Annotated in this window: 15 protein-coding genes; 4 read left to right on the top strand and 11 right to left on the bottom strand. The window is 60.7% G+C overall.

The window, feature by feature from the left end; all coding sequences use genetic code 11:
- Positions 1-174: 174 nt before the first annotated feature.
- The 7 genes from QRN25_RS25045 to QRN25_RS25015 form a co-directional block, all read right to left on the bottom strand.
- A complete protein-coding gene (locus tag QRN25_RS25045; protein WP_285022124.1) occupies positions 175-486 on the bottom strand; it encodes a Rossmann-fold NAD(P)-binding domain-containing protein in 312 nt (103 codons plus the stop codon).
- The gene (locus QRN25_RS25040; protein WP_285022122.1) at positions 487-684 is read right to left on the bottom strand and encodes a Rossmann-fold NAD(P)-binding domain-containing protein; all 198 of its coding nucleotides are present in this window, start codon (positions 682-684) and stop codon (positions 487-489) included.
- 4 nt (positions 685-688) lie between these two features.
- Positions 689-904 (bottom strand): SDR family NAD(P)-dependent oxidoreductase, encoded by a 216-nt coding sequence (locus QRN25_RS25035; protein WP_211151400.1) that lies wholly within the window; start codon positions 902-904, stop codon positions 689-691.
- 56 nt (positions 905-960) lie between these two features.
- On the bottom strand, positions 961-1,128 hold the full coding sequence (locus tag QRN25_RS25030; RefSeq protein ID WP_285022119.1) for a hypothetical protein: 168 nt from the start codon (positions 1,126-1,128) through the stop codon (positions 961-963).
- 506 nt (positions 1,129-1,634) lie between these two features.
- Positions 1,635-3,392, bottom strand: a complete 1,758-nt coding sequence (locus QRN25_RS25025) for a hypothetical protein (RefSeq protein WP_285022117.1) — start codon at positions 3,390-3,392, stop codon at positions 1,635-1,637.
- Between the two features lie 313 nt (positions 3,393-3,705).
- On the bottom strand, positions 3,706-4,755 hold the full coding sequence (locus QRN25_RS25020; protein ID WP_211151403.1) for an NAD(P)H-dependent amine dehydrogenase family protein: 1,050 nt from the start codon (positions 4,753-4,755) through the stop codon (positions 3,706-3,708).
- Positions 4,756-4,847: 92 nt separating this feature from the next.
- Positions 4,848-5,780, bottom strand: coding sequence for an SDR family NAD(P)-dependent oxidoreductase (locus QRN25_RS25015; protein ID WP_248006242.1), 933 nt, complete (start codon positions 5,778-5,780; stop codon positions 4,848-4,850).
- On the opposite strand from QRN25_RS25015, the gene QRN25_RS25010 reads away from it, so the two are divergent.
- Positions 5,752-6,657 carry an SDR family NAD(P)-dependent oxidoreductase gene (locus QRN25_RS25010; protein WP_285022116.1) on the top strand — a complete coding sequence of 302 codons (906 nt, stop codon included), beginning with the start codon at positions 5,752-5,754 and terminating at the stop codon, positions 6,655-6,657. The two genes, QRN25_RS25015 and QRN25_RS25010, sit on opposite strands and share 29 nt — an antisense overlap.
- A gap of 59 nt (positions 6,658-6,716) precedes the next feature.
- Here the strand turns inward: QRN25_RS25010 and QRN25_RS25005 are convergent, their stop codons facing one another.
- The 4 genes from QRN25_RS25005 to QRN25_RS24990 all read right to left on the bottom strand — a co-directional run bounded on the left by QRN25_RS25005 (position 6,717) and on the right by QRN25_RS24990 (position 15,410).
- Entirely contained in the window at positions 6,717-7,460 is a 744-nt protein-coding gene (locus QRN25_RS25005) for a FadR/GntR family transcriptional regulator (RefSeq protein WP_285022115.1), read from the bottom strand.
- A gap of 236 nt (positions 7,461-7,696) precedes the next feature.
- On the bottom strand, positions 7,697-9,217 hold the full coding sequence (locus QRN25_RS25000; RefSeq protein WP_211151406.1) for a GH39 family glycosyl hydrolase: 1,521 nt from the start codon (positions 9,215-9,217) through the stop codon (positions 7,697-7,699).
- Between the two features lie 36 nt (positions 9,218-9,253).
- Positions 9,254-11,935, bottom strand: a complete 2,682-nt coding sequence (locus tag QRN25_RS24995) for a glycoside hydrolase family 2 TIM barrel-domain containing protein (RefSeq protein ID WP_285022113.1) — start codon at positions 11,933-11,935, stop codon at positions 9,254-9,256.
- A 64-nt stretch (positions 11,936-11,999) separates the two neighbouring features.
- Entirely contained in the window at positions 12,000-15,410 is a 3,411-nt protein-coding gene (locus QRN25_RS24990; RefSeq protein WP_285022112.1) for a glycosyl hydrolase, read from the bottom strand.
- 563 nt (positions 15,411-15,973) lie between these two features.
- On the opposite strand from QRN25_RS24990, the gene QRN25_RS24985 reads away from it, so the two are divergent.
- The 3 genes from QRN25_RS24985 to QRN25_RS24975 all read left to right on the top strand — a co-directional run bounded on the left by QRN25_RS24985 (position 15,974) and on the right by QRN25_RS24975 (position 20,621).
- On the top strand, positions 15,974-16,291 hold the full coding sequence (locus tag QRN25_RS24985) for a 2Fe-2S iron-sulfur cluster-binding protein (RefSeq protein WP_211151408.1): 318 nt from the start codon (positions 15,974-15,976) through the stop codon (positions 16,289-16,291).
- 34 nt (positions 16,292-16,325) lie between these two features.
- Complete coding sequence (locus tag QRN25_RS24980; protein WP_285022110.1) at positions 16,326-17,942, top strand: cytochrome P450; 1,617 nt, start codon at positions 16,326-16,328, stop codon at positions 17,940-17,942.
- A gap of 297 nt (positions 17,943-18,239) precedes the next feature.
- Positions 18,240-20,621, top strand: a complete 2,382-nt coding sequence (locus tag QRN25_RS24975) for a TonB-dependent receptor (protein WP_285022108.1) — start codon at positions 18,240-18,242, stop codon at positions 20,619-20,621.
- The last annotated feature ends 53 nt before the right edge of the window (positions 20,622-20,674 follow it).

The raw sequence follows: 20,674 nt of genomic DNA, 5'->3' as shown, positions 1-20,674 counted from the left end.
GGATAGGCGCCGGTCCGTCCGGCGTAACCCCCGTTTCCTGCTTACTCCGAGGGCGGGCCAACTTCACCGCACGAACATACGGCCTAGGTTCGCTCGTTTCCCAGTCGAGCGGCTTGATTGGGCGCGTCGCTGCCCCGGCCTGTCGTCGACCCTTGTCGGTCGTTCAGCACAATTTTACGCTCCCAGGTGCGGACCGGAAGATTTCTCATTCTGGATGCCTTGGACTGTCATGTCGCGGACATGGTCCCGGATTTCCTGCGAAGCGTTTTCGAAGAGGCGCGAAGCTAGCGGTCCCGGTGCTGCGATGTGCAGGGCGATACCCTTGTTAGCGAGCCGCGTCGCCAGTTCGGGTGCGTGCATCACGTTTGCGAGCTTGGCTATGCATTCGGCAAGGCCAGTAGAAAACGTCGATAGACCCTGTATGTTCTCGAAGTTGATCGGCGGCGCTGCCTCGCTCGCACCCGAGGAGGTGACGACGATCCGCACCTACCCCGCCGGTGCCCTTGCTGCGGTGCGCTCCAGAAGCGGCATGAGGCGCGAGGTCAATAGGAAGTGCGCGAGATGATTGGCAGCAAATCCTGCTTCCAGACCCTCGTCCGTCAATTGCGCCCGATCCCACATGCCCCCCGCATTGTTGAGAAGCAGGTCTATCCTGCCCGTCATGAAGAGAATGCGGTCCGCCATATCGCTAGTTTACTCGCATGAGCGAGAAGTCCGCACAGATCAGGTCTACACGAGCACCAGGGCCAGCGTTGCGCCTGATTTCCGGTTCGGCATCAGCAGTGCGGCCGGGATCGCGCCCGGTGCCGATAATCCGGTAGCCCTTCCGGGCCAGTTCGGTCGCGGCAGCCTTGCCTAACCCGGAACTGGCGCCCGTCACGACGGCGGTGGGAATGTCGTCCAAATGTCTGCTCCCTCGGGAAAGAGTGCCGCCCGGCGTCTGCGCTCAGCTCAGTCGCGTTAAGATCTGCGGCAGGTCGGCGGTGATTGGCATGCCCGGCCGTGCGCGCAGATGTAGGGGGCCGCGCCGACCGTGCGGTGCGCGGCCAGATAGGGCAGGTTCGATTGCCGCTTTGCGGGCCGGACCGGGAAGCCGATGCTGATCTCGAGCGGCGTGTCGCTCGCCATGGTGACCTGCCACCCATCCGACCGCATTTTCCCACGGCTGGTCGAGATCCTGAGCGACGAACCAGTTGCACCAAAATCGCAGGACCGGCTGGCCATCTCGGACTTCGGTAGTGACCATGGGCTGTCCTTCAATTATTCGACAAGTTCACCGCTGAGGCGTGTCCCGACATCTGGGATGACAACTGGTTATACACGATCGAAATCGCCTTTACGGCAGTAGATTTACTGATAAATGCAAGCAATTACTCTTCAAAGGGAATGTTTTCATAATCACTTTCTCGTCCAAGCATGGCGGCTTTGAGGCGGGAATGAAGGAGTTTTATCCGTCACCGGCTGTGGACTGCACCGAAAGCAGGGCTGCATGCTCCGAAAGTGCATTTGGGATGCTGCGCAAATCCTAAGATGCTTATCGGCGCCGATCGACACCACCGGGGATTTATCCGTGTATTGGCTAGGGGGCACAAGCATCTCCGCCTCGATCCCCGGCCAATGCCCGAGAGGGTGGCTTAAGTGCCCGGGGCGGGTTTCTCGTATGTTGTCGCCCCAATGGTCGTGACGAGATCTCCTTCCAGTGGCTCCCCAAGTGGGCTAATGGTGAAGCCGCCAGGTTCAGAAGTTTTTTTCGTTCCGGACTGAGCTCCGCTGGCACGCAGATCGGAGTGCCAGACTATGCGGGGGTGACGATCCTGCATCAAGAGTTCGGCGCTCTCGGTCCCGTTGATGATGTGAGTGCCATCGTCCGTAAATCCGCTGTATTTTGCCGATACGAAGGAAATGCGCCCATTCGCGGTCTTGCGGATTTCAACTTGTGCCGTCCCGCCTTTCCATCCCTCCATCTTGAATTTTCCAGCGGGAGCTGAAGGATAGCGCTTTGGCATCGGATCGCCGGCGCGGTATCGGATGCCCCATGGCACGGAGATTTTAACCGGCTCAACCTTGCGGCCAAGAGCTAATAGAGAACGCTCAGGTAGGTGCGCCATCATCAGGCGAGTACGCCGTCCGCCCGGTTCGCGAGAGGCCGGGCAGGGTAGTGGATTGGCCGCCCCGCAATCGGGAGAGGTGACCATCGCTTGCCAATACACGACATTCGTCCCATCCGGTGACCAGGCTGGATCGGCACGAGCGTTCCAGTTGGGATCACTCGGGCTTCCGGGTGCGCCGTTTCCGGCATTGAGCTGCTGGCCGCGATAGTCCCCTCGATCGCCCCACCTATCGATCAGGATCGGTTGGAAAAAGCGACGCATGCCGTTGCGGTACCCGTACCGAGCGCTGAGCATGACCATCCGCGTCAGTTCATCTGTCAGGGGCGGAATGCCTTTCATCGCGCCGTAGTACATGTGCCGATCGACTGTCCGGTTATCGAGGACCACGAACCACTTGTCATCGGGCGACATCAGGATCGGATCAGCGTAACCAGGAGCCGATGTCAGCCGGTGCGACATGCCGGATTGCAGGCTGGTGATGAACATGTCCACATTGCCTGATTCTGGCATACCCATACCGACCGCATTCCTGCCGTCACGCGTCCATCCTCTGGCTTCGCCGATCGCGCCTTTTGGAGGGTTATGGATCAGGTAACCGGGTTTTCCGGGATTTTCGCGAAACGGGGCGAAGTCGGGCAAGGCCGCATTTGTCAGTACCCAGACATCGTCGAGCTCATAGCGAGGCGCGAGCGGGAGGCCGCTGCGCGGCGCTGGATTGAACCTGATCTTTCCGATAAGACCGTGCTGATCGATGTCGGGGCCCGTCGCATTCATATGGCTCCACATCAAATGCTGGCCATCGGGATTGAGCCGTAGTTCGCGCATCGATCCTCCGGGCCCCGAACCATCCGCCGTCGCATTCCAGCGGATCGGATAGATGTGGATGCGTTCGGGCGTGCATCGGTCGTCGGTCAGCTTGTACGTGCCGCAGTCGATGACGTTGGTTCCCGCGATCATCTTTGTATCGCCGGGGAAAGCCTGCGGATGGTCCAGGCTCAGCCAGGTGGCACCCTGCGGGACGCGGCGCCCGTGTTCGTTGGTGGCGGCGGGGTTTGCGTCCCGACGGTTTTGTGCCGGCACGCCGCAAGTTATGCATTTCCAGGCGTCGCCATTACTAAAGACGGTCCCATCCGTCTTGATGGCGATGACTTGTGGGCCATCGTAAACGAATCCGGTCGCCGGCGCAGCCGGCGCCCCGGCGAGCTGCACCGTCAGCAGGACGTGCCTGGCATCGCCCATATAGGCGGGGCCTTCGACGATGCCGTCGTCGGCGCCAGTCATACAGCCGGTTCCTCGCGGATTGACTGCTGTTGAACAGGCACCGATAGCTTCGGACGGTGCAGTTGGCGGCAAAGGAAGCGGCGAGATGGCGACTCGCTCGGGTTTCGGGGGCGGCGGAACGGCCTCTGATGCCGACGAGAGGGCAAATGGCACAACGCCTGCGCCGAAGCAGACCAACGCAATGGCTAGGTTTGCGCCATGCTTCCTTGTTCTGCGCTGATGCGCACGTTTGGTTTCTGGCATGTCTGGTTTCTCTCCGGGAAGCGGTCATTTTTGGGGTGCTGTCGCGCGGCCTAGACTGGAGCGCGCCTATTTAGCTGAAGCGGGTGATCACTTGCGGCAACGCCGCTGTCGTGGCGATCCCTGGCGGAGCCGCGCAGATGCTGTGGATCGCGTTGACGGGCCGATGTGCCGTCAGATTTGGGAGCGTGGCTTGCCGATCGACTTGGGGGATGGGAAAGCCGATACTGATCTCGAGCGGAGTGTCGCCTTCAACCGTGACACGCCAACCGTCTCCGCGAAGATCCCAGGAAGGATTGAGCTTCTCGGTTACGAACCAATTACACCGAAAGCGCACGACCGGCTTTTCGCCGCGGTAACCGGTGGTGACCATTCGTTGTCCCGCAACCGAGCCGGCTGGAATGGTGCTGACGTGAAGCTTGACTGGCTCTTTCGCGAGGGCGACCTCGCTAGAAACCTCGAACCGCTCAATATCGATACCCACCGCCTGCGCGAGTGAGCGTAACGAGTGGTTGAAGACCTCGTCCCGTTCGTAGAACGGGCGCTGTGCGAAGGCGTCAGGGGTTTCGCCGAAGCCCATAATGCCGATCAGCATCTCCTCTGAGCAGCCGTCGATGCAGTTGGCGAACTCATCAATCGTGAGAAGGTCAAGGCGACGTGCAAGCGACAGAAGCGTGATCGGAAGAGCTTCGGTAATGAAGCCTGGGCTGCTGCCGGAGCTGTGGAGGGTTGCGCCACCCTTGATGCAGGCCGTCTCGATCCTTGCGCGAATGGTGGGATCCATACTGTCGGGATGGAAGAATTCCGCTCGCGTGGACGAAATATTGATGCCGTTTTCCAGCAGATCGCAGACATCACCGTAATCGGTGTGTTCAGGCATGTAGAGCACGCAGTCCGGCCTCAGAGCCATTATGGACGCTGGATCGCGAACCGCGATGATCCCGGTTTGCGGCATTCCACATAGCTCACCGGCATCCTTGCCCTCTTTGCCAGGCGAGTAGACCTTGACTCCGACGAGTTCCATGTCGGGATGGCTGAGCACGGCGCGCATGGCGGCTGTACCGACTGTCCCGGTAGCCCATTGCACGACGCGCAGCTTTCGGGCTTCTGATAGCGTGCTCATTGCATTTGCTTCCAAGCATTAGGAGGCGGCAGCGCCGCATGTACACCAGGCGAGACGATTGGCCGGGCCTGGTGCTTCGCCGACGATCCACCTTATCCGATGAACATGCCGCCATTGACGGCGAGCACCTGGCCGGTGACGTAGCTCGCACCATCCGACGCGAGGTATTCGCAGGCCGCTGCGATGTCTTCTGGGGTGCCGGGGCGCGGGATCGGAATGTGCTGGGAGATGACTTTCAGTGGAGGAAACGTCCCGGCTGCAATACCGGCGTCGGCCATGGGCGTAGCGACAACCGATGGGGGGATGGTGTTGACGGTAATTCCCTGGCTGGCGAATTCGCGGGCAAGAGCACGAGTCAATCCGATTACCCCCGCCTTCGCGGCCGAGTAATGCGCGCGGTCTGCTGCACCGGACTGCGCCGCCTGCGACGAGATCGTAATGATCCGGCCCCAGTTGGCATCGACCATATCGGGCAGGGCCGCCTGGACCGTATGGAAAACGCCGGTCAGGTTGATGTCGATCATCCGCTGCCAGGTTTCGACGCTCACGTCCTGAAAGGGGATACCCTCGGAAATTCCGGCATTGGCAACCACGATCGCGATTGGTCCGAGTTCCTCTCGGACCACCGCATAAGCGGCTTCGATACTTGCCCTATCAGACACGTCGACGTGGCGCGCGACAACGCGGGCGCCTTGTGCCCGCAGTGCTTCACTTTCACGTTCCAGGGCCTCGTGCTGAACATCAAGCATCGCCACCGCATGACCTTTGCGCGCGAAAAGCCGCGAGATGCCGAGGCCGATACCCGATGCTCCGCCCGTTACGACTACAACCCGATTGGAAACCATTTCTTCTCTCCCGTCTAAGGCGCTCGGAAGGAGCATTACAGCGCCTCTGGCAACATCTTCGGTTTCGCCAGTTTGTGCGATATTGTGGCGCACAACTTGAAAGCTGTCCAGCCTCCGGATACGCAGGCCAGCGTCATGATTCGAATTCGCGATGCAATCGCGCAGGGTCCAGCCGGACATCCGGCCAGCATCGCCTCAGGGCAACAATGCGGCCCTCCGGGATCGACAAAAGGGAGAAATGGTGATGCCAGTACCAGACGTTTCGGATCGCTCGCTAGACCAACTGATTTCGCTCCGAGGGCGGAGCGCGGTCGTCACCGGTGCCGCCTGGGGGCTAGGAAAGGCCGCAGCACGGCGCCTTGCCGAGGCGGGGGCAGCCGTTCTAATCGCCGATATCGATGAGGCCGCCGCCGCTGCAACCGCGCACGAACTGGTCGAATGCTACGCGGGCGACGTGACCTCGACCCGGCTGGATGCGGGCGATGTGGCGTCAATCGCCGCCGCCGCGGAACTGGCGGAGAGCCGCTTTGGAAAGCTGGATATCTGGGTCAACAATGCGGGCATCCCATCATTTTCTCCGCTGCTCGATCTTGACGCCGAGGAGTTCGATAACGTCCTTGCGATCAATTTGCGCGGGACTTTCGTCGGCGCGAAGGAAGCGGCGCGGCGGATGATCGCAAACGGGCAGGGCGGCGTCATTGTCAATGTCGCCTCGCTGGCAGGTGTCCGTGGCATCTCCGAAGGCCAGGCGGCCTATTGCAGCTCGAAGCACGGCGTCGTGGGACTGACGAAGCAGTTGGCGATTGAACTGGGTGCGCAAGGCATCCGCGTTCTCGGCGTCGCACCGGGCTTCTCGCTCACTGAGAAGACCATGTTCATTGCCGACTGGGACGAGGAAACCATCAAGGCGTGCCCGATCCCCGGTATCGGCAGCAGCCGTCTGGGCCGGGTCGGCGTTGCCGACGACATCGCCCGGGCCATCCTCTTCTGCGCATCGGACATGGCCATGTTCATGACTGGCAGCACATTGCTGCTCGACGGCGGAATGGCGGCCTGAATACTGGCGGGGCCCGAACACAACGCGTCCGGGACCCGCTGTTCGCCGAACAGAAGCTACTAGGCGTCCCGGGCGGAGCGTAGAAACCTTTCGCGCGTGGCGGCAACCGCCTGGCGTGCAGCGGCGACCGCTTCCTCCTCGACGGCGAACAAAAGATGTTGAAGCACTGCATTGAGGTGCATGTGCATGGCCTCCCGCGCGGCATGGGGAGCGCGCTGCCGCAGCGCTGTCAGGATGGCGCGGTGCTCCTCGACGACGGGCTTCCTATTGGCAGCCCGGGCCTGCTCAAGCAGCAGACGGCATTCCGGCGAGGTAAACCGCAGGTTCCAGAGCTCTTCGACAGTTCTGGCGATCGCACCATTTTGGCTGGCTTTGGCGATCGCCATGTGAAAGGCCATATCAGCATTCTCACCGCCATTCTCCAACGTTATGGCTGTGACGAGTTCTTCAAGCCGCTTGATTTCTTCTTCGCTGATATGGCGAGCGGCCAGCGCCGCGCTCTCCCCCTCGATGAGCAGCCGGGCCTCAATGAGTTCGAAGGGGCAGATCGTAAATTCTGGATCGCTGTCCACTTTGCGAGGCAGCCGGATCACAAACGTGCCGGCACCCAGCCGGGCCTCGACAAGCCCCAGAACTTCCATCGCCAGCATCGCCTCACGCACCACCGGCCTGCTGACGCCCATGGTGATAGCGATGTCGCGTTCGGCCGGCATGCGGTCGCCCACACCGTAGACGCCAGATTGCAGTTCGCCGATCAGCGTCCTGGCGACGCGGCGGTAGAGCCGACCGTCAACGTCAGTCATCGATTCCGCGCCGAACGGAGGCTTGGCGCCCATTGTACCCGCCATAGCTTTTACCTTACGGTTGTGGTCAGACCGCCAATTGAAAACCTCAATGCGCGTGTGGCTCTGTCAGCGAAGCACTGCTTTGCAGCGGGCCTGTAAGCAGCGACGATGTCTGACGATGAAACAAGGTGGAACAGGTGTGCGGAAGCGCCGCCCCCGGCTTCCCTTCGCGGGTGGATGCCGGGCGGCATGACTCAAGCGATCTCGACGAGCGCGAGACCTTCGGGAGGCAATTCGAGCGTGAGCGTGCCGTCCGCGTTCAGGCGGCGGGTTTCCACTACCGGGCGAGATACTTGGCGCAGCTGTGCGATCTGTGCGCGCGAAGGATAACGGGGAGAGCCCATCGCCCGCCAGGTCGGCATAGGTGATCCTCGTTCCCAATCCACGAAGCGGACTTCGGCGGTCTTGCGGCCTCTCAACCCATCGAGCTGCAGGGTCACCATCTTGGGGCCTCCGGAAATCTTGCGCTCGGAGGTCATGCCCGGAATGCCGCCCGGCTGATCGACTTCGGCAAGATTCCACACGAGTATGGAAATCCGCCCGTTCTTGTCCTTTGAAGCCAATACAGGGCCCTGTGCCGCAAGACGTTGTGTCCCTAGACGATGCAGCAGGCGGTAGGTGTTGAACGAAGGCTTGGCGATCCCGTCGATCATCATGCTCCAGCCCATGGAGCCTTCCTTGAGCATATAGTCGTCGACGCCGAGTTCCTCGTACATGCCGCTGAGCGTCCACTGCGACATGCCAGCACAATGGACCATGCTATTGGCGATCACATGGGCAATCATGGCCGGGCTGTCGGACGACCATTCGGACAGCCACATGGGCTTGCCGGAGAAGGGGCCGGCATCGATCGTGCGCCGAGCATTGGCAAGGGCATCGGGGATGACGTCATTGATGTTTCTGCGAGGACTTCCCTTACCGAAAACCTCGTCCTGGTCGTCGCCGGCATAGACATGGGTGGCGAAGAAATCGACCGGCGCGTTGTTAGCCGCGCACCACTGTCCGAAATCGCCGATCCAGGCGGTTTTCGAGGTTGCAGGGCCGCCGACCTTGATGAGCGGATCGACCGATTTGATGGCCGTTGCCACAGCCTTGTACATCTCGAAGTAGCGCTGCTTGTCTGCGGTCCAGAAGAAGGAGAGATTGGGCTCGTTCCAGACCTCGAACGGCCACGATCGCACGGTCTCCAACCCATATCGGTAGATCATGGCGGTAGTGAACGACTTGATGAAGCCGGCGAACTCCACGTCAGAGGCCGGCGGCGTGATGTTGCCGCCGTAGAATCCGAACTGGTTTTTTCCCGATGCAAGCTTGCCGGGCATGAAGCTGAGTTCGACATAAGGCGAGACGCCGACATCGAGCAGGCCGTCGTAGACACGGTAGACGTTGAGCCAATTGGGGCCGCCGTTCCGGCGCATCTCAAGAATGCTCTTGCCGAAGACTCCGAGCTCATCGTTGAAGATCCCATGGAAGCGGGCGCGCTTGATTCCGGCTTCATCTACCGCCAGCCGCATATCCCGGCGCCATTCCTCTCGCATGGTGATCGCGGCACGGTCCGATCCAACGCACTCCTCCCAGACATGCGGGAGCATGCCGGCAATCGTGCGGGTATCGACCCGGACGGTTTCACCGGAAATATCGGCCGCTCTCCCGCTGCCTGCGGAAAGCGCTGCAGATGCCGCAGTCGCGGCGAGAAATGTGCGCCTGTCAAACATGACACTCTCCAGAAGAAAATAGTGATGCTGCGGGCTTCACCGCGAAATCTCGATGCCGGCCAAAGCGGCATTGCCGGAAACGCTTGCGAATTCGAGAACCAGACGGCCGTCGACCACTGTCACCGGAAAGCTGCGGACCAATTCCTTGAGCGGGGCGCCGGCTTCGCGCAGGATATTGAGATCGTGGATGACCGATTGACCGTTCGCTTTTACGGCAAGTGCTTGATCGGGTGAGGAGGTCTTGCGCGGCTCGAACAGATGCAAGGTTACCATCCACCGTCCGTCAGGCAGTGGAATATCGTAGGCGTAGGCATCGCCGTCGCGCCAGTAGTCGAACAGGGCCGGGTCGGCGGCCTGCACTTGCCGGATTGGCGCCATCGAGCGGCCGCCAAAGCCCACGAGATTGAGTATGACAGGCTTGCCGCCTCTCACGAAGGTGTCTGAGCCGAAATGCCGGGTACCGAGATCGAGCCCCGCAAGACTGCCAGCATTGATACGCAGACCGTTCCGTTCGATGTCAGGACCGTTCCAGGTGGAGGTGTCGCGCAGTGTCCTGCCGCCGGTTGTCGTCGTGACCACTGCCGCGTTGCTGCCGGGACGAAGGGCAACATTCTTCCATTCACATACGAGATCGGGGCAAGGCGCCTGGCCGATCGATTTGCCGTTGATCGTGAGGCTGGCCGACGCGGCAGTCGAATAGGCTTTCACATCCATGACCGGATAGGCCCGGTCGACATAGCGCTTTCCTGCGAAATGCAGGGCAGGGGCATCACTCCACGCGACCTTGTAGAACCAGAAGGCATCCTTGCGTTGCTTGCGATCTGCCGTGACTAGCCCCTTGTCGTTCAAATCTACGGCATCGCCTTCGTCGCGCAGGTCGCTGGCAAAATCGAACATCGCCCAGACCCAGCTGGCGAAGACGAAATCGCGCTTTGCGATGCTCGGCCAGGTCTGCTCGTGGATCCACGCCTGGTATTCTTCGGGGTGGGGGCGGCCGACGAAATTGACGAAGCCGTTCAATACGTCGTCGCTGTGCTGACTGATCGCGCCGCCGGCGCCGTATTCGCTAAGCGACATCGGTAGCGCCGGGTGCGCGCGATGAAACTTGTCGAGCGTGGCACCAAGGTCGGTCCGCGCCTGCAACGGGTTGGGATAGTACCAGCCGTAATAGCGGTTGTAACCGATGAGATCTGCAGTTCCGGCGAGTTTCTCGCCCGCGGTCTGGATGAGACCAAGCCCCTCGCAGCAGTCTGCAAAGGTCGTGGGGCGATCCGGGTCTTCCTGCTTGGCGACCGCATTGAGGTGCCGGAGCAGCGCGAGCGGTAGCGGTGGTGCGCCCTTCTGGCCGAAGCCCTTGGCCGAATCCACCTCATTGCCCACCGACCACATGAGGATTGAGGGATGGTTGTAATTCTGGCGGATCTGCTCGCGCAGTTGTTGCTCGGCGTTGGCCCACAGAGCGTCCGAGCCCTTTCCACCCGATACGCTGGGTGTGGTGACGTAAGGCAGCTCGGCCCAGACGACCATGCCCGCCTTGTCTGCCAGATCGGACCAGGCATCGGCATGCTGGTAATGGGCCTGGCGAATGGTGTTCGCGCCAAGTTCCTCGATCAGCGCCATGTCTTCGGCATGCTGTCTGGGCGTGACCGCCCAGCCTGATCCAAGCGCGTCCTGATGGCGGGAGACGCCGCGCAGCTTCACATGCCGATCGTTGAGGAAGAAACCGGCGTCTGCATCGAAGCGAAACGAGCGAAGGCCCAGCGGCTGCGTGACACGGTCAAGCTGGGTCTTGCCGTCCGAAATGGTGGAGGTGACCGAGTAGATGTACGGATCCGCCCTGCCATCCCAGCGATGGGGGCGGGCGATGTCCAGCGCAACGCGCTGCTCGCCCACGCCAGGGGCCAGAATGACGCGCTGAACCGAGCGGGCCACGATCTTGCCGCGCGCGTCGCGGATATTGGTTGCAAGCGTGAGGTTTCGAGGCGACGCGCTTGCATTCCGCAGCTTCGTGCGGACTTCGACGGCTGCGCTTTGCGGCGTGATCCTGGTCGCGCGCGCATATACGCCAGGACCGCCGTAATCGAGCGGATCGATCGAGGCTGCCGGGAGCTGGAGCAGTGAAACCTCGCGGTAAATGCCTCCATGCACGAAGAAGTCGCCCGAGAGCGGGATGACTTCGGAGGTCGAACTGCCGGGCTCGACCTTGCTGTTGTCGGCACTCACCACGACCAAGTTGCGCTGGCCCGGCTTCCAGGCATCGGAAACGTCGAGGCGAAAACGGGCGAAAGCACCCTTGTGGGTGCCGACATGGCGGCCGTTTACCCAGACGTCGGCGAGTTTGGCAACTGCTGCGAAGTCCAGGTATTGCCGATCGCCCGGCTTGGCCTTTGGCGCATCGACCCTTAGGCGATACCAGCCCACCCCCTGCCGGTTATCGGTTTCGGCGCCGCGCGTCAGTGCATAGGCGCCGATGTGGTTCCAGCTGTGCGGGACGGAGACTTGCTGCCAGTCGCGGTCGTCGAAGTCGCTTCCCGTGACTGAGGCGGGTTCATCGCCGAAACGAAAGCGCCAGCCATGTGACAGGTCGATTGCGGGCCGGGCGGCGGTGGTTTGGGTCGCAGTCCGATCTTTGGCCGTGAGAGAAGGCGAGACGACTGCCGTGGTCACGATAGCCGAGGCCAGCAGCATTGTTCTCAGCGCCCGCTTGATATCGCCCACTTGCCATTCTCCCGTTTGCTTGAGGCCTGCGTCTGAAGCAGGGCCGTTTTGTGTTCGTTCGCAATTACCACGGGTTCAGCAGCCGCACCGGGCCGAGCAGACCGGAGGGACGCAGGGGCGCGTCCTTCCGGTAGGTCGGGGTTGCGGTCCAGGTCACTTTCGTGACGCCGGGCTGGGCGTCGCCAATGAGGCGATTGACCCACAAGTTCGCTACGCGGATCGAAAGCCGGTTCTTGCCGGAACGCATCTGGGAAGAGATGTCGATGCGGTAAGGCTGATGCCAGGCGTAGCCGGCCATTTGCCCATTCACGCTCACCTCTGCGATTTCGCGCGCATCGCCGAGATCGAGGAACAATGGCATTTCCTTCTTCCATCCGCGCGGCGCCGAGAATTCTTTCGTGTACGTCGCGACGCCAGAGAAATAGCGAATGGACGCATCTGCGTTCTCGTCGAGCGCAGACAGTTCGGGAAGGCGGGCATGGGGTGGCGCGCCTCGCGCCGGTTCGAATGCCACGTCCCATGAGCCGCCAAGGACCGCAGCTTCCGTCAGCTTGAGCGGCGCGACTTTGTAGTCGGTTTCTGAAGTGTTCTTGCGGAAGACGACATGTACCGATTCGTCCGGCTCGAAAGTCAGGGGGACCGAAGTCACGCCGTCCCTGACCGAGAAGCTGACAGGTTCCGATTTGCCCGTGTCGGCATGCCAGAGTTCCGCGGCTTTTCCCGTGATCCGAAAGCGGGCGGTGATCGTTTCGCGGCGATCCTTCTGGTTGGCAATGAAATAGCTGTCGCCATCCGCCAGCTTGCGGTGAACGAACGGGAGGGCCGCGCCCTCCTGGGCGCCGTCCACGGTGACATCGGGCACGATGCCAGCCTGAGACAAGGCTGCGGCAAGATCGCTTGTCGCGATTACCCGACCGCGCCCGACTTTGGTGACGGCGGGGCCCGGCCACAATTTCAGCAGCAATGCCTGGTAGCGGGCAGGATCACCCGAGAGACCTGGGTCGCTGATGGGCCGAGCCCCGATGACCGTGGCGCCCGCTTCCACCAGTTCAGCAATTCGATTGAGAACAGCCAGGCTCATCTTGTTGGCAGAGCCTCCCAAGTAGAGCACGCGGTAGCGTGCTCCTCCAGTGCTCACCAGATCGCCACCATCGTTGGACAACACGCTGAGGAGAGCATCGGCGTTTACGAAATCGTATGCGCTTCCGGCAGGAATGTCGGCAACCGGCGCATCTGCGAACAGGGATGTCAGCGGGGCGTCTTCGCCGTAGAAGTAGGCAATATCAGCAACATTTGTGCCCTGCTGGAGCATGAGGGAATTGCGGGCAATATAGTCGATCCACGGGCGGGCGAGTTCCCCCCAGGCCTCGTTGCGATTGAAGTCCTGTCCGAAGATGGAAAGGCGCAGGCCCGGTTTCCTGTCGTCCACGGGGACGTGCACCGACGTATGGATCACAGGGCGATTGATCCCGCTCACGAACTCGAGGTCGATCATCCGCTTGAGCTCGTTCGGGGCAAATGCCCACGGCGAGAGCATCGAGGTCAACGATTCAGCGGCAACGTACTTGCGCCCGTAAATGTGCGCGACCGACGCGGCGCCTCTCATGTCGGCAAGGTAGGTCGGTTTGGGCCCGCGGTCGCGCTGGAACGACCACATGGCGGACATGGGCACGTCCGCCCATCTGCGCATCGCCATATCATCGCCGAGTTGCGGGCGGTGATCCTCCAGCGCCTCGCCATAGACGACAAGGTCATTCTCATGCGCCGCCTCGGCAACCGTACCGTAGTGTTCGCTGGCCAGAAGGTCCGCCAGGGTCCGCCGAAAATCGTACAGGAAGCGTTCGCTTTCCTGTCGAGACCCTATGATCGTCCCGGTAAGTGCGGGCATCCAGGGGATCGGATCATAGCCGCGCAGCCGTTTGAACTGGGCGACCATTTGCGGTGTCCAGTTGGCCGCGCCGACCTCGATGCTGTCGGTGAGAATGGCCCGGATACCCCTGGCGCCCATGAGCTCGGGACCAACCGTTTCGCGGTAGGTCGAAAGGTAGTGATCCATGTAGCGCCGGACTGCATCTGCGTCGTACTTGTCCACCTCAAGGCCGGTTGCCTCGATCGGAGCCGGGTGGTTCATCGTGCCAACAAGGGAATAGCCGAAGCGAATGATATGCCAGGTTCCGGCCGGCGGCGTCCAAGCGAGCGTCCCGTCAGGCTGCAAGCGATCAGTCAGGTCGATGACCTTGCCTGGGGGTAGGCCTGATGAATTGGCAAGGCCGATGTCGAGCGCATAGTAATCGGGTACGACATCAAAGCCCGCCTTGGCCTCGAAACGATTGATCCGATCCTCCCCGGACAACACGAATTCGGCGATGCGTATCGCGGTACTGGGCTTTCCACCTGAGAAGCCGGCAGCGAGCGCCGATAGATCGACTCCCGCAGGTGGCGGAGCAATGTTTGGCAGGCTGCTGATGTCCCGGAACGAGATACGGAAATTGCGGGCGGTCACGGGCCCGAAACCGAGCGTTGTTGGAACGCGTCCCATGGGAATGTCGGCGATGGACGTCCATTTGCCCGGCGTGACTTCCGCCTCGAGGCTCGCCTCGAGGTTGGCGCCGATGAACTTGCCCGCCCCACCGGGCACGAACAGGGTGGCGGAGCGGATCGTTCGAGGGGCCGGGTAGCGAACCGTGAGGAGCGTCGGCCCCTTGGCTGCCTTGGCCAGATCGATGCCGGTACCCAGATCGCGATCGATCAATTTGTGTGTATCGATAGCCCTTCCTGCGGCGTCTGCGGATGTCGGTAGGGCCGAGTTTTTTCCGAGCGAGACGGGCACGGCGACAACAACGGCATCGCGATAGTACGGAGGCGGGACATCAGGGGCTTGTTCGTTGATCGTCGAGTTTGTGCCGGACCTGGCGGCTATCGACTGATAAGGCCCGGTTACGGACGGCGGGACAGGGAGCAAAAGGGGTACGCGCTTGCCGCCGGTGACCAGCACTTCGCTCCAGACCAGCTTTTTCATGGCGTCGGCCGGAGATACCCATGGTCCACCGGTTTCGGACCAGCCGGGCGAGGAGGCAATGGCGAGCTCGATGCCGAGGCGATCAGCTTCCTTGGCTGCGTGCTTGAAAGCCCTCCGCCAGGCGGGCGTCATGTAGACCAGGCGCTGATCCACGATCTGCGGGCTTTGGAGGTTCACATCGAACGACTGCGCGCCGCCGATACCCACGCGCTTCATCCAGGCCAGGTCCTTGAGAACTCCATCCCCAGTGATGTTGCCGTTGATCCAGTGCCACCAGACCCGTGGGCGGGCATCCATCGGCGGATCGGAAAAATCCAGTTCGAGATTATTGGCTGCGTAGCTCGGCGCTGCAGCTTCATCTTGCGTGCGTGCCAACGTCGGGCATGCAGCGACGGATAGCAAAAGAGCCAACTTCACCGATACGGCGGCAGCTCTGATGGGGTCGTTCTTCGCCATGTCTTGTATTTGCCCGATGTTCGCATGAGGACGCCCGCATTACTGCAGCGATGCCCACCGCACTCCCAATATCGCTTTTATGTGCGACACTGTGTCGCGTATAATTGCGCGCTCGGACTGTCAAGGCGGTCTGACCATTCGAATTTGGGTGCGGAGAGGTCGGTCAAGCTCATGGGCTTTGGTTCTCACCAGACCTTTGGCACCCAGGAGCGTAACGGATAACGCTGCAGCGATAATCCGCATCGAAGCTTGGTGCGCACGCAGGCTGCCCCGCAGGACCGAGGGGGCGAGGCTTTGTCAGGCAGGGCGCGCCAAGGTCGAGACTTTCTAGCGATGGAACCGGATGTCAGAAGGATTTGCGACTACTGTTCTTTCCTGAAAAGTCGGGCCTGCCAGCTAGCTTCCAAGCCCTGAACCTAACCCGTTCCCGATTGACGACCTTACGATGATCAGTTTATGCGACACTGTATCGCATGAAATTCCGGTGCGCCGCCGGAGAACATCTGCCGCACCGACGGCGGTGACGGGGGCTAAGAGCACACATCCTGAAAGAGAGCGGAGAAATGGCATCAATTACCGTCGTGGGTGTCTCAGGAGAAGAAAGGGTTCTCGAGGCGAAGCCCGGACAGACCGTCATGGAAGTCATACGCGACGCGGGGTTCGATGAAATGCTGGCGCTGTGCGGAGGGTGCTGCTCGTGCGCGACCTGCCACGTCCATATCGAAGCCGGTCCGGCCGACGCTCTCGTGTCGATGAGTGACGACGAGAACGATCTTCTTGATTCGTCCAGCCACCGTGGCGGTCATTCCCGCCTGTCGTGCCAACTGCCGGTTACCGATGCACTCGACGGGCTGCGAGTGAGGATTGCAGCGGACGACTAAATGAACGGACATTGCTTGCCGGCCAGAAGCGGGCATGACGCAGGAGCGCTACAACATGACTGAATTGGCAGATCGCGATTACTTCACCGACCACGAGATCCTCGTCGATCCTTACGCCTACTTCGAAGCGGTCAGGGGCAAGGGGAAGGTCTATCAGCCCAAAGGCAAGGATTATCTGATGGTCATGGGGTTTGAGGAAACCCTTGAGATAATGCGTAATTCCGAAGACTTCTCCGCGATTATCGGTCTGCAGGGGGCCTCCGCGCCGCTCCCGTTCACACCGCACGGGTCCGACATCACTGCGCAGCTCGAAGCGCATCGCGACGAGTTCCATGGCGGCGACCTGCTGGTCAATCTTGACGATAATCCGCACGTGCAGCTGCGCTCTCTCGTTAATCGGTTGTTCACGCCCTCGCGTCTGAAGGCGAACGAGGAGTTCATTCAAGCTTTCTCGGACGAACTCGTTCGTGACGCCGTGGCAAATGGCGGCGTCGAACTGGTCAGGACGATCGCAACGCCCTTCGTCACGCTGGTCATCGCTGACCTGCTCGGCATTCCGGCCGAAGATCGACAGAAGTTCATGGATATTATCCAGGATGCGCCGCCGCCCGGAAATCTCGATGGCGAACTCGATCTCAATGCGGAAGATCATCCATTCATGATCATGGGTGGGTACTTTGCGCAATACGTCGCCGAGCGACGCGCCAATCCGCGTGAGGATATTCTCTCGGAACTGGCAAACGCGCTTTATCCCGATGGCACGCTTCCCGACGAGATGGCGATCGTCAAGCTTGGTATGTTCATGTTTGGTGCGGGCCAGGATACGAGCGCAAAGCTCCTCGGAAATGCGATGCGCTATATCGTTGACGTGCCGGACCTGCAGGACAAACTCCGGGCCGATCCCAAGCTCATCCCCGCGCTGATCGAGGAAGTTCTGCGCCTGGAAGGTTCGACCAAGCAGACGGCCAGGCTTGCGCGCCGCGACACCAGGATCGGCGATATACCGGTTCCGGCCGGAACCAAGATCATGCTGTCGATTGCTGGGGCCAATCGCGACCCGGCGCGCTGGGAAGATCCCCAGGAGTTCAAGCTCAACCGGCCGAAGATTCGTGAACACGTTGCCTTTGGTCGCAGCGCGCACACCTGCGCCGGTGCCCCGCTCGCACGGGTCGAAGTCCGGATTATCCTGGAAAAGCTTCTCCAGTATACCTCCGACATCGACCTGGATTCAGAGATACACGGCCCCCGCGGTGCGCGTAAACTCAACTTCGAGCCGAGCTTCATCATCCGGGGACTTTCGGAGCTTCACCTGAAGCTGACACCCGCTGCTGACCTCGATCTTTCCTCCAATCGTCCATCGGTAATCCAGCAGTCGGCAGCGGTTTCGCCCCCGCCGACTATCCCTGCCGCTCGTGTCGAGACAGCGACCTCGGGGTACTCAACCGGCGCTACGAAGCTGGCAATTCTTCTGGCAGACACAAGGGCCAGGGCAGTGCTCGATCAGCACTTTCCAGGGATCACCACTGACAAGCGCATCGGAATGGCGAAGTCGATGACCCTGCGTTCCATTCAGAAATTCGCTCCGGGTCAATTCACCAATGACGCGCTTGACGCCGTCGATCGGGACTTGGCCCTTTTACGGTCGGAGTAATAGGCTGAACGACGAGTAGAGCCGGCATAACCCGTTGGTTTCTCCGGCTCATCTCATGGCAACGCCGCGGATTTCGCCAGAGCGAACGATTGGTTCGAATGCCACAAGCTAATTGACGAATGCGATAGTGTGGCGCACAAAATGTCAGCCAGAAAAAGAACAGCTAGGGAAGGGGATTCGATGCGTAGCAGGAACGCATGCATACTCGTGGGCATAGGCGCGCTGGCCACGACAGCTCCGGCGCTGGCACAGGAACCGGAATCGTCAGGCGCAGCTGGCTCCCTTGACGCTACGGCAGTGAACGAAATCATTGTGCAAGCTCGCCGGCGCGATGAAAGTCTTCAGGATGTGCCGCTCGTTGTGAATGCCGTCACTGCCGATGCGATTACCAAGCTGAACATCCGGAATTTCACGGAAATCAGCTCGGTTGTTCCGGGACTACAACTCACCCCCAATGCGAACGGCATTGGAACCTCATCCTCCATCCGCGGTGTCAATCACGACGTCAATGTGAGCGCCGAAAACGGCACCATCCAATACTATCGCAACGACGCGCCCGTTCCGTCGAACTTTGTGATGCAGACGATGTACGATGTCGGGCAGATCGAAGTGCTGCGTGGTCCGCAGGGCACTCTACGCGGGCGATCTACACCGTCGGGATCCGTCACGGTGACCACCAGACAGCCCGAGCTCCTCGAAGCCGGGGGCTACCTCGCCGGTACTCTCGGTTCGGCAAGTGCGACCAATTTCAACGGAGCGCTCAACATCCCGATCATCGCGGATGTCTTGGGAATACGGATTGCGGGAGTTCACAGCGTTGATCGCGGCAATCGTGTGACCAGTGTGAATAGCGACGAAAGGCCCCGCAGCGAGATCAATGCGATCCGCGCAGCGGTTCGCTTCGAACCTACTGCCTGGCTTCGCCTCGGCTTCCTTTACGAAGGGATGCAGAATGACGGGCGCCGCTTTGATCAGGTGCGGTCGGTAAGCCAGTATGATTCCCGGTACGTCCCCAGTGCGGGCGCGCCGGATTATGGCGATATCGGCCTAAGCGACCGGCTTTCCGTGCAGTCACGGCCAAGTATCACCACCCAGAAGTTCCAATTCTACAACTGGAATGCCGAAGTCGATTTCCTGGGCCAGCGCCTCATTTATGTCGGTTCGGCCACGTCCCAGAAATACCATAGCTACGGCGTGCGCGATCTTGCGAATTTTTTCCCCGGTCTGGAAATCGCGCAGATCGCGGATACCAAGGGGACAACCAGCAGCCACGAATTGCGCCTGCAAAACCTGGATCGGGTTGTGGGTCTGTTCGACTATGTAGCCGGCTATTTCCATTATGCGGTTCCGTCGCAGACCAATCTCAGCGACCTAAGCATCACGCAGCTTCGCCTTGCCGGCCCGGGCATACCGATAGCGTCACCGAGCGTCACCGACACGCCGATCTACGTCGCGAAAGGCACGCCCATGGAAGATTCATTCTTCGGCAATCTGACGTTTCATCTGACTGAATCGACTGAACTTGCCGGCGGATTGCGTCGCATACATTTCACCGATAACCGTGACGGGCTTTTCATCAGCTGCACGCCGCAGATGTATGCGGCGGGGCAATGCACTCGCCAGAACGGCACGCAATCTGACGTCAGTGAAAACACCACGATCTACAGCGCCAGCATCAAGCATCGGTTTACACCGGGGCTTATGGTCTATGCATCGACCGGCAGTTCATGGCGCCCGCCGGTCGTGGCCATCGGAAATTTCACGAACGCCGATTACACCCCGAACGAGGTTGCCCACATTGCGCTGCCTTCGGAGAGCTCGAAATCTTACGAGATAGGTTTGAAGTCGGATTGGCTTAACCGCAAACTGCACTTCAACCTCACCGCCTATCATCAGGACTACAAGAACTATCCGTATCGAGCAGGCGGCGCAGGCATAGCCTACATCAACATCAATTCGGCGGGCGCCCCGACGATCGGCAACTTCAACTTCGTGAGCGCGGTACCGATCAAGGTCAACGGGATCGAGGCCGAGCTGGACTTCACGCCAACATCGCGCTTGAATCTTGGTGCGACCGTCAACTTCGCTCGCAGCCGCATCGGCAATGCCCTGCTGGCCTGCACGGATGCCCTTAACAATCAGAGCGGGGCCGTCGGTTCCGATGGTATCCCGGATGCAGTCACCCCCACGCTCGCGCAGATGCAGCAGGCCTACGGCGGTGAACGCGTGGCGCAGTGTCCTGGGGGTGGGCAGTCGGCAACCTTTCAGCCCGAATGGTCGGGCGTACTCAGGGCCGAGTATACTCTGCCCGTTGGCGACAAGATGGACGGCTACCTGCGCGGCCTGTTCAGCTGGAGGGGTAAATCCAGGACTGATCCAAACAATCCTTACGATGATGTGAGAGCTTACGGCCTGCTCAATCTTTTCGGCGGTTTGCGCTCGCAGGACGGTTCCTGGGAAGTGTCGGTCTACGCCAAGAACCTCTTTGATGTGACGAAGTTGATCAGTCAGGATGAACTGGCGCAGTTCACGTCAGTCACCGATGTTTATCTGCGTCCGCCCACTTTCAGCGTCTCGGGAATAGGCTCGACGGTTTACAGCAGCCGCTACGCGGGTGTCTCGGTGACCGCACCGCGTGAATTCGGCGTGACTTTCCGCGCAGCATTTGGCTCCCGGTAGGAGGCTTGTAAACGGAAGGGCTGTGCGATCTCACAACCGCAGACCTTCCGGCA

This window comes from Novosphingobium sp. fls2-241-R2A-195 (assembly GCF_030209485.1).
GTDB lineage: Bacteria > Pseudomonadota > Alphaproteobacteria > Sphingomonadales > Sphingomonadaceae > Novosphingobium > Novosphingobium resinovorum.
This window is presented reverse-complemented; position numbering and strand designations above follow the sequence as displayed.

Bases quoted from the DNA above. Each gene is read 5' to 3' on its own strand.
- QRN25_RS25005 (WP_285022115.1), bottom strand. From the start codon at position 7,460: ATGACTGACGTTGACGGTCGGCTCTACCGCCGCGTCGCCAGGACGCTG.
- QRN25_RS24990 (WP_285022112.1), bottom strand. From the start codon at position 15,410: ATGGCGAAGAACGACCCCATCAGAGCTGCCGCCGTATCGGTGAAGTTG.
- QRN25_RS25025 (WP_285022117.1), bottom strand. From the start codon at position 3,392: ATGACTGGCGCCGACGACGGCATCGTCGAAGGCCCCGCCTATATGGGC.
- QRN25_RS25015 (WP_248006242.1), bottom strand. From the start codon at position 5,780: ATGTCCGGCTGGACCCTGCGCGATTGCATCGCGAATTCGAATCATGAC.
- QRN25_RS25010 (WP_285022116.1), top strand. From the start codon at position 5,752: ATGCAATCGCGCAGGGTCCAGCCGGACATCCGGCCAGCATCGCCTCAG.
- QRN25_RS25040 (WP_285022122.1), bottom strand. From the start codon at position 684: ATGGCGGACCGCATTCTCTTCATGACGGGCAGGATAGACCTGCTTCTC.
- QRN25_RS25020 (WP_211151403.1), bottom strand. From the start codon at position 4,755: ATGAGCACGCTATCAGAAGCCCGAAAGCTGCGCGTCGTGCAATGGGCT.
- QRN25_RS25000 (WP_211151406.1), bottom strand. From the start codon at position 9,217: ATGTTTGACAGGCGCACATTTCTCGCCGCGACTGCGGCATCTGCAGCG.
- QRN25_RS24980 (WP_285022110.1), top strand. From the start codon at position 16,326: ATGACGCAGGAGCGCTACAACATGACTGAATTGGCAGATCGCGATTAC.
- QRN25_RS24985 (WP_211151408.1), top strand. From the start codon at position 15,974: ATGGCATCAATTACCGTCGTGGGTGTCTCAGGAGAAGAAAGGGTTCTC.
- QRN25_RS25030 (WP_285022119.1), bottom strand. From the start codon at position 1,128: ATGGCGAGCGACACGCCGCTCGAGATCAGCATCGGCTTCCCGGTCCGG.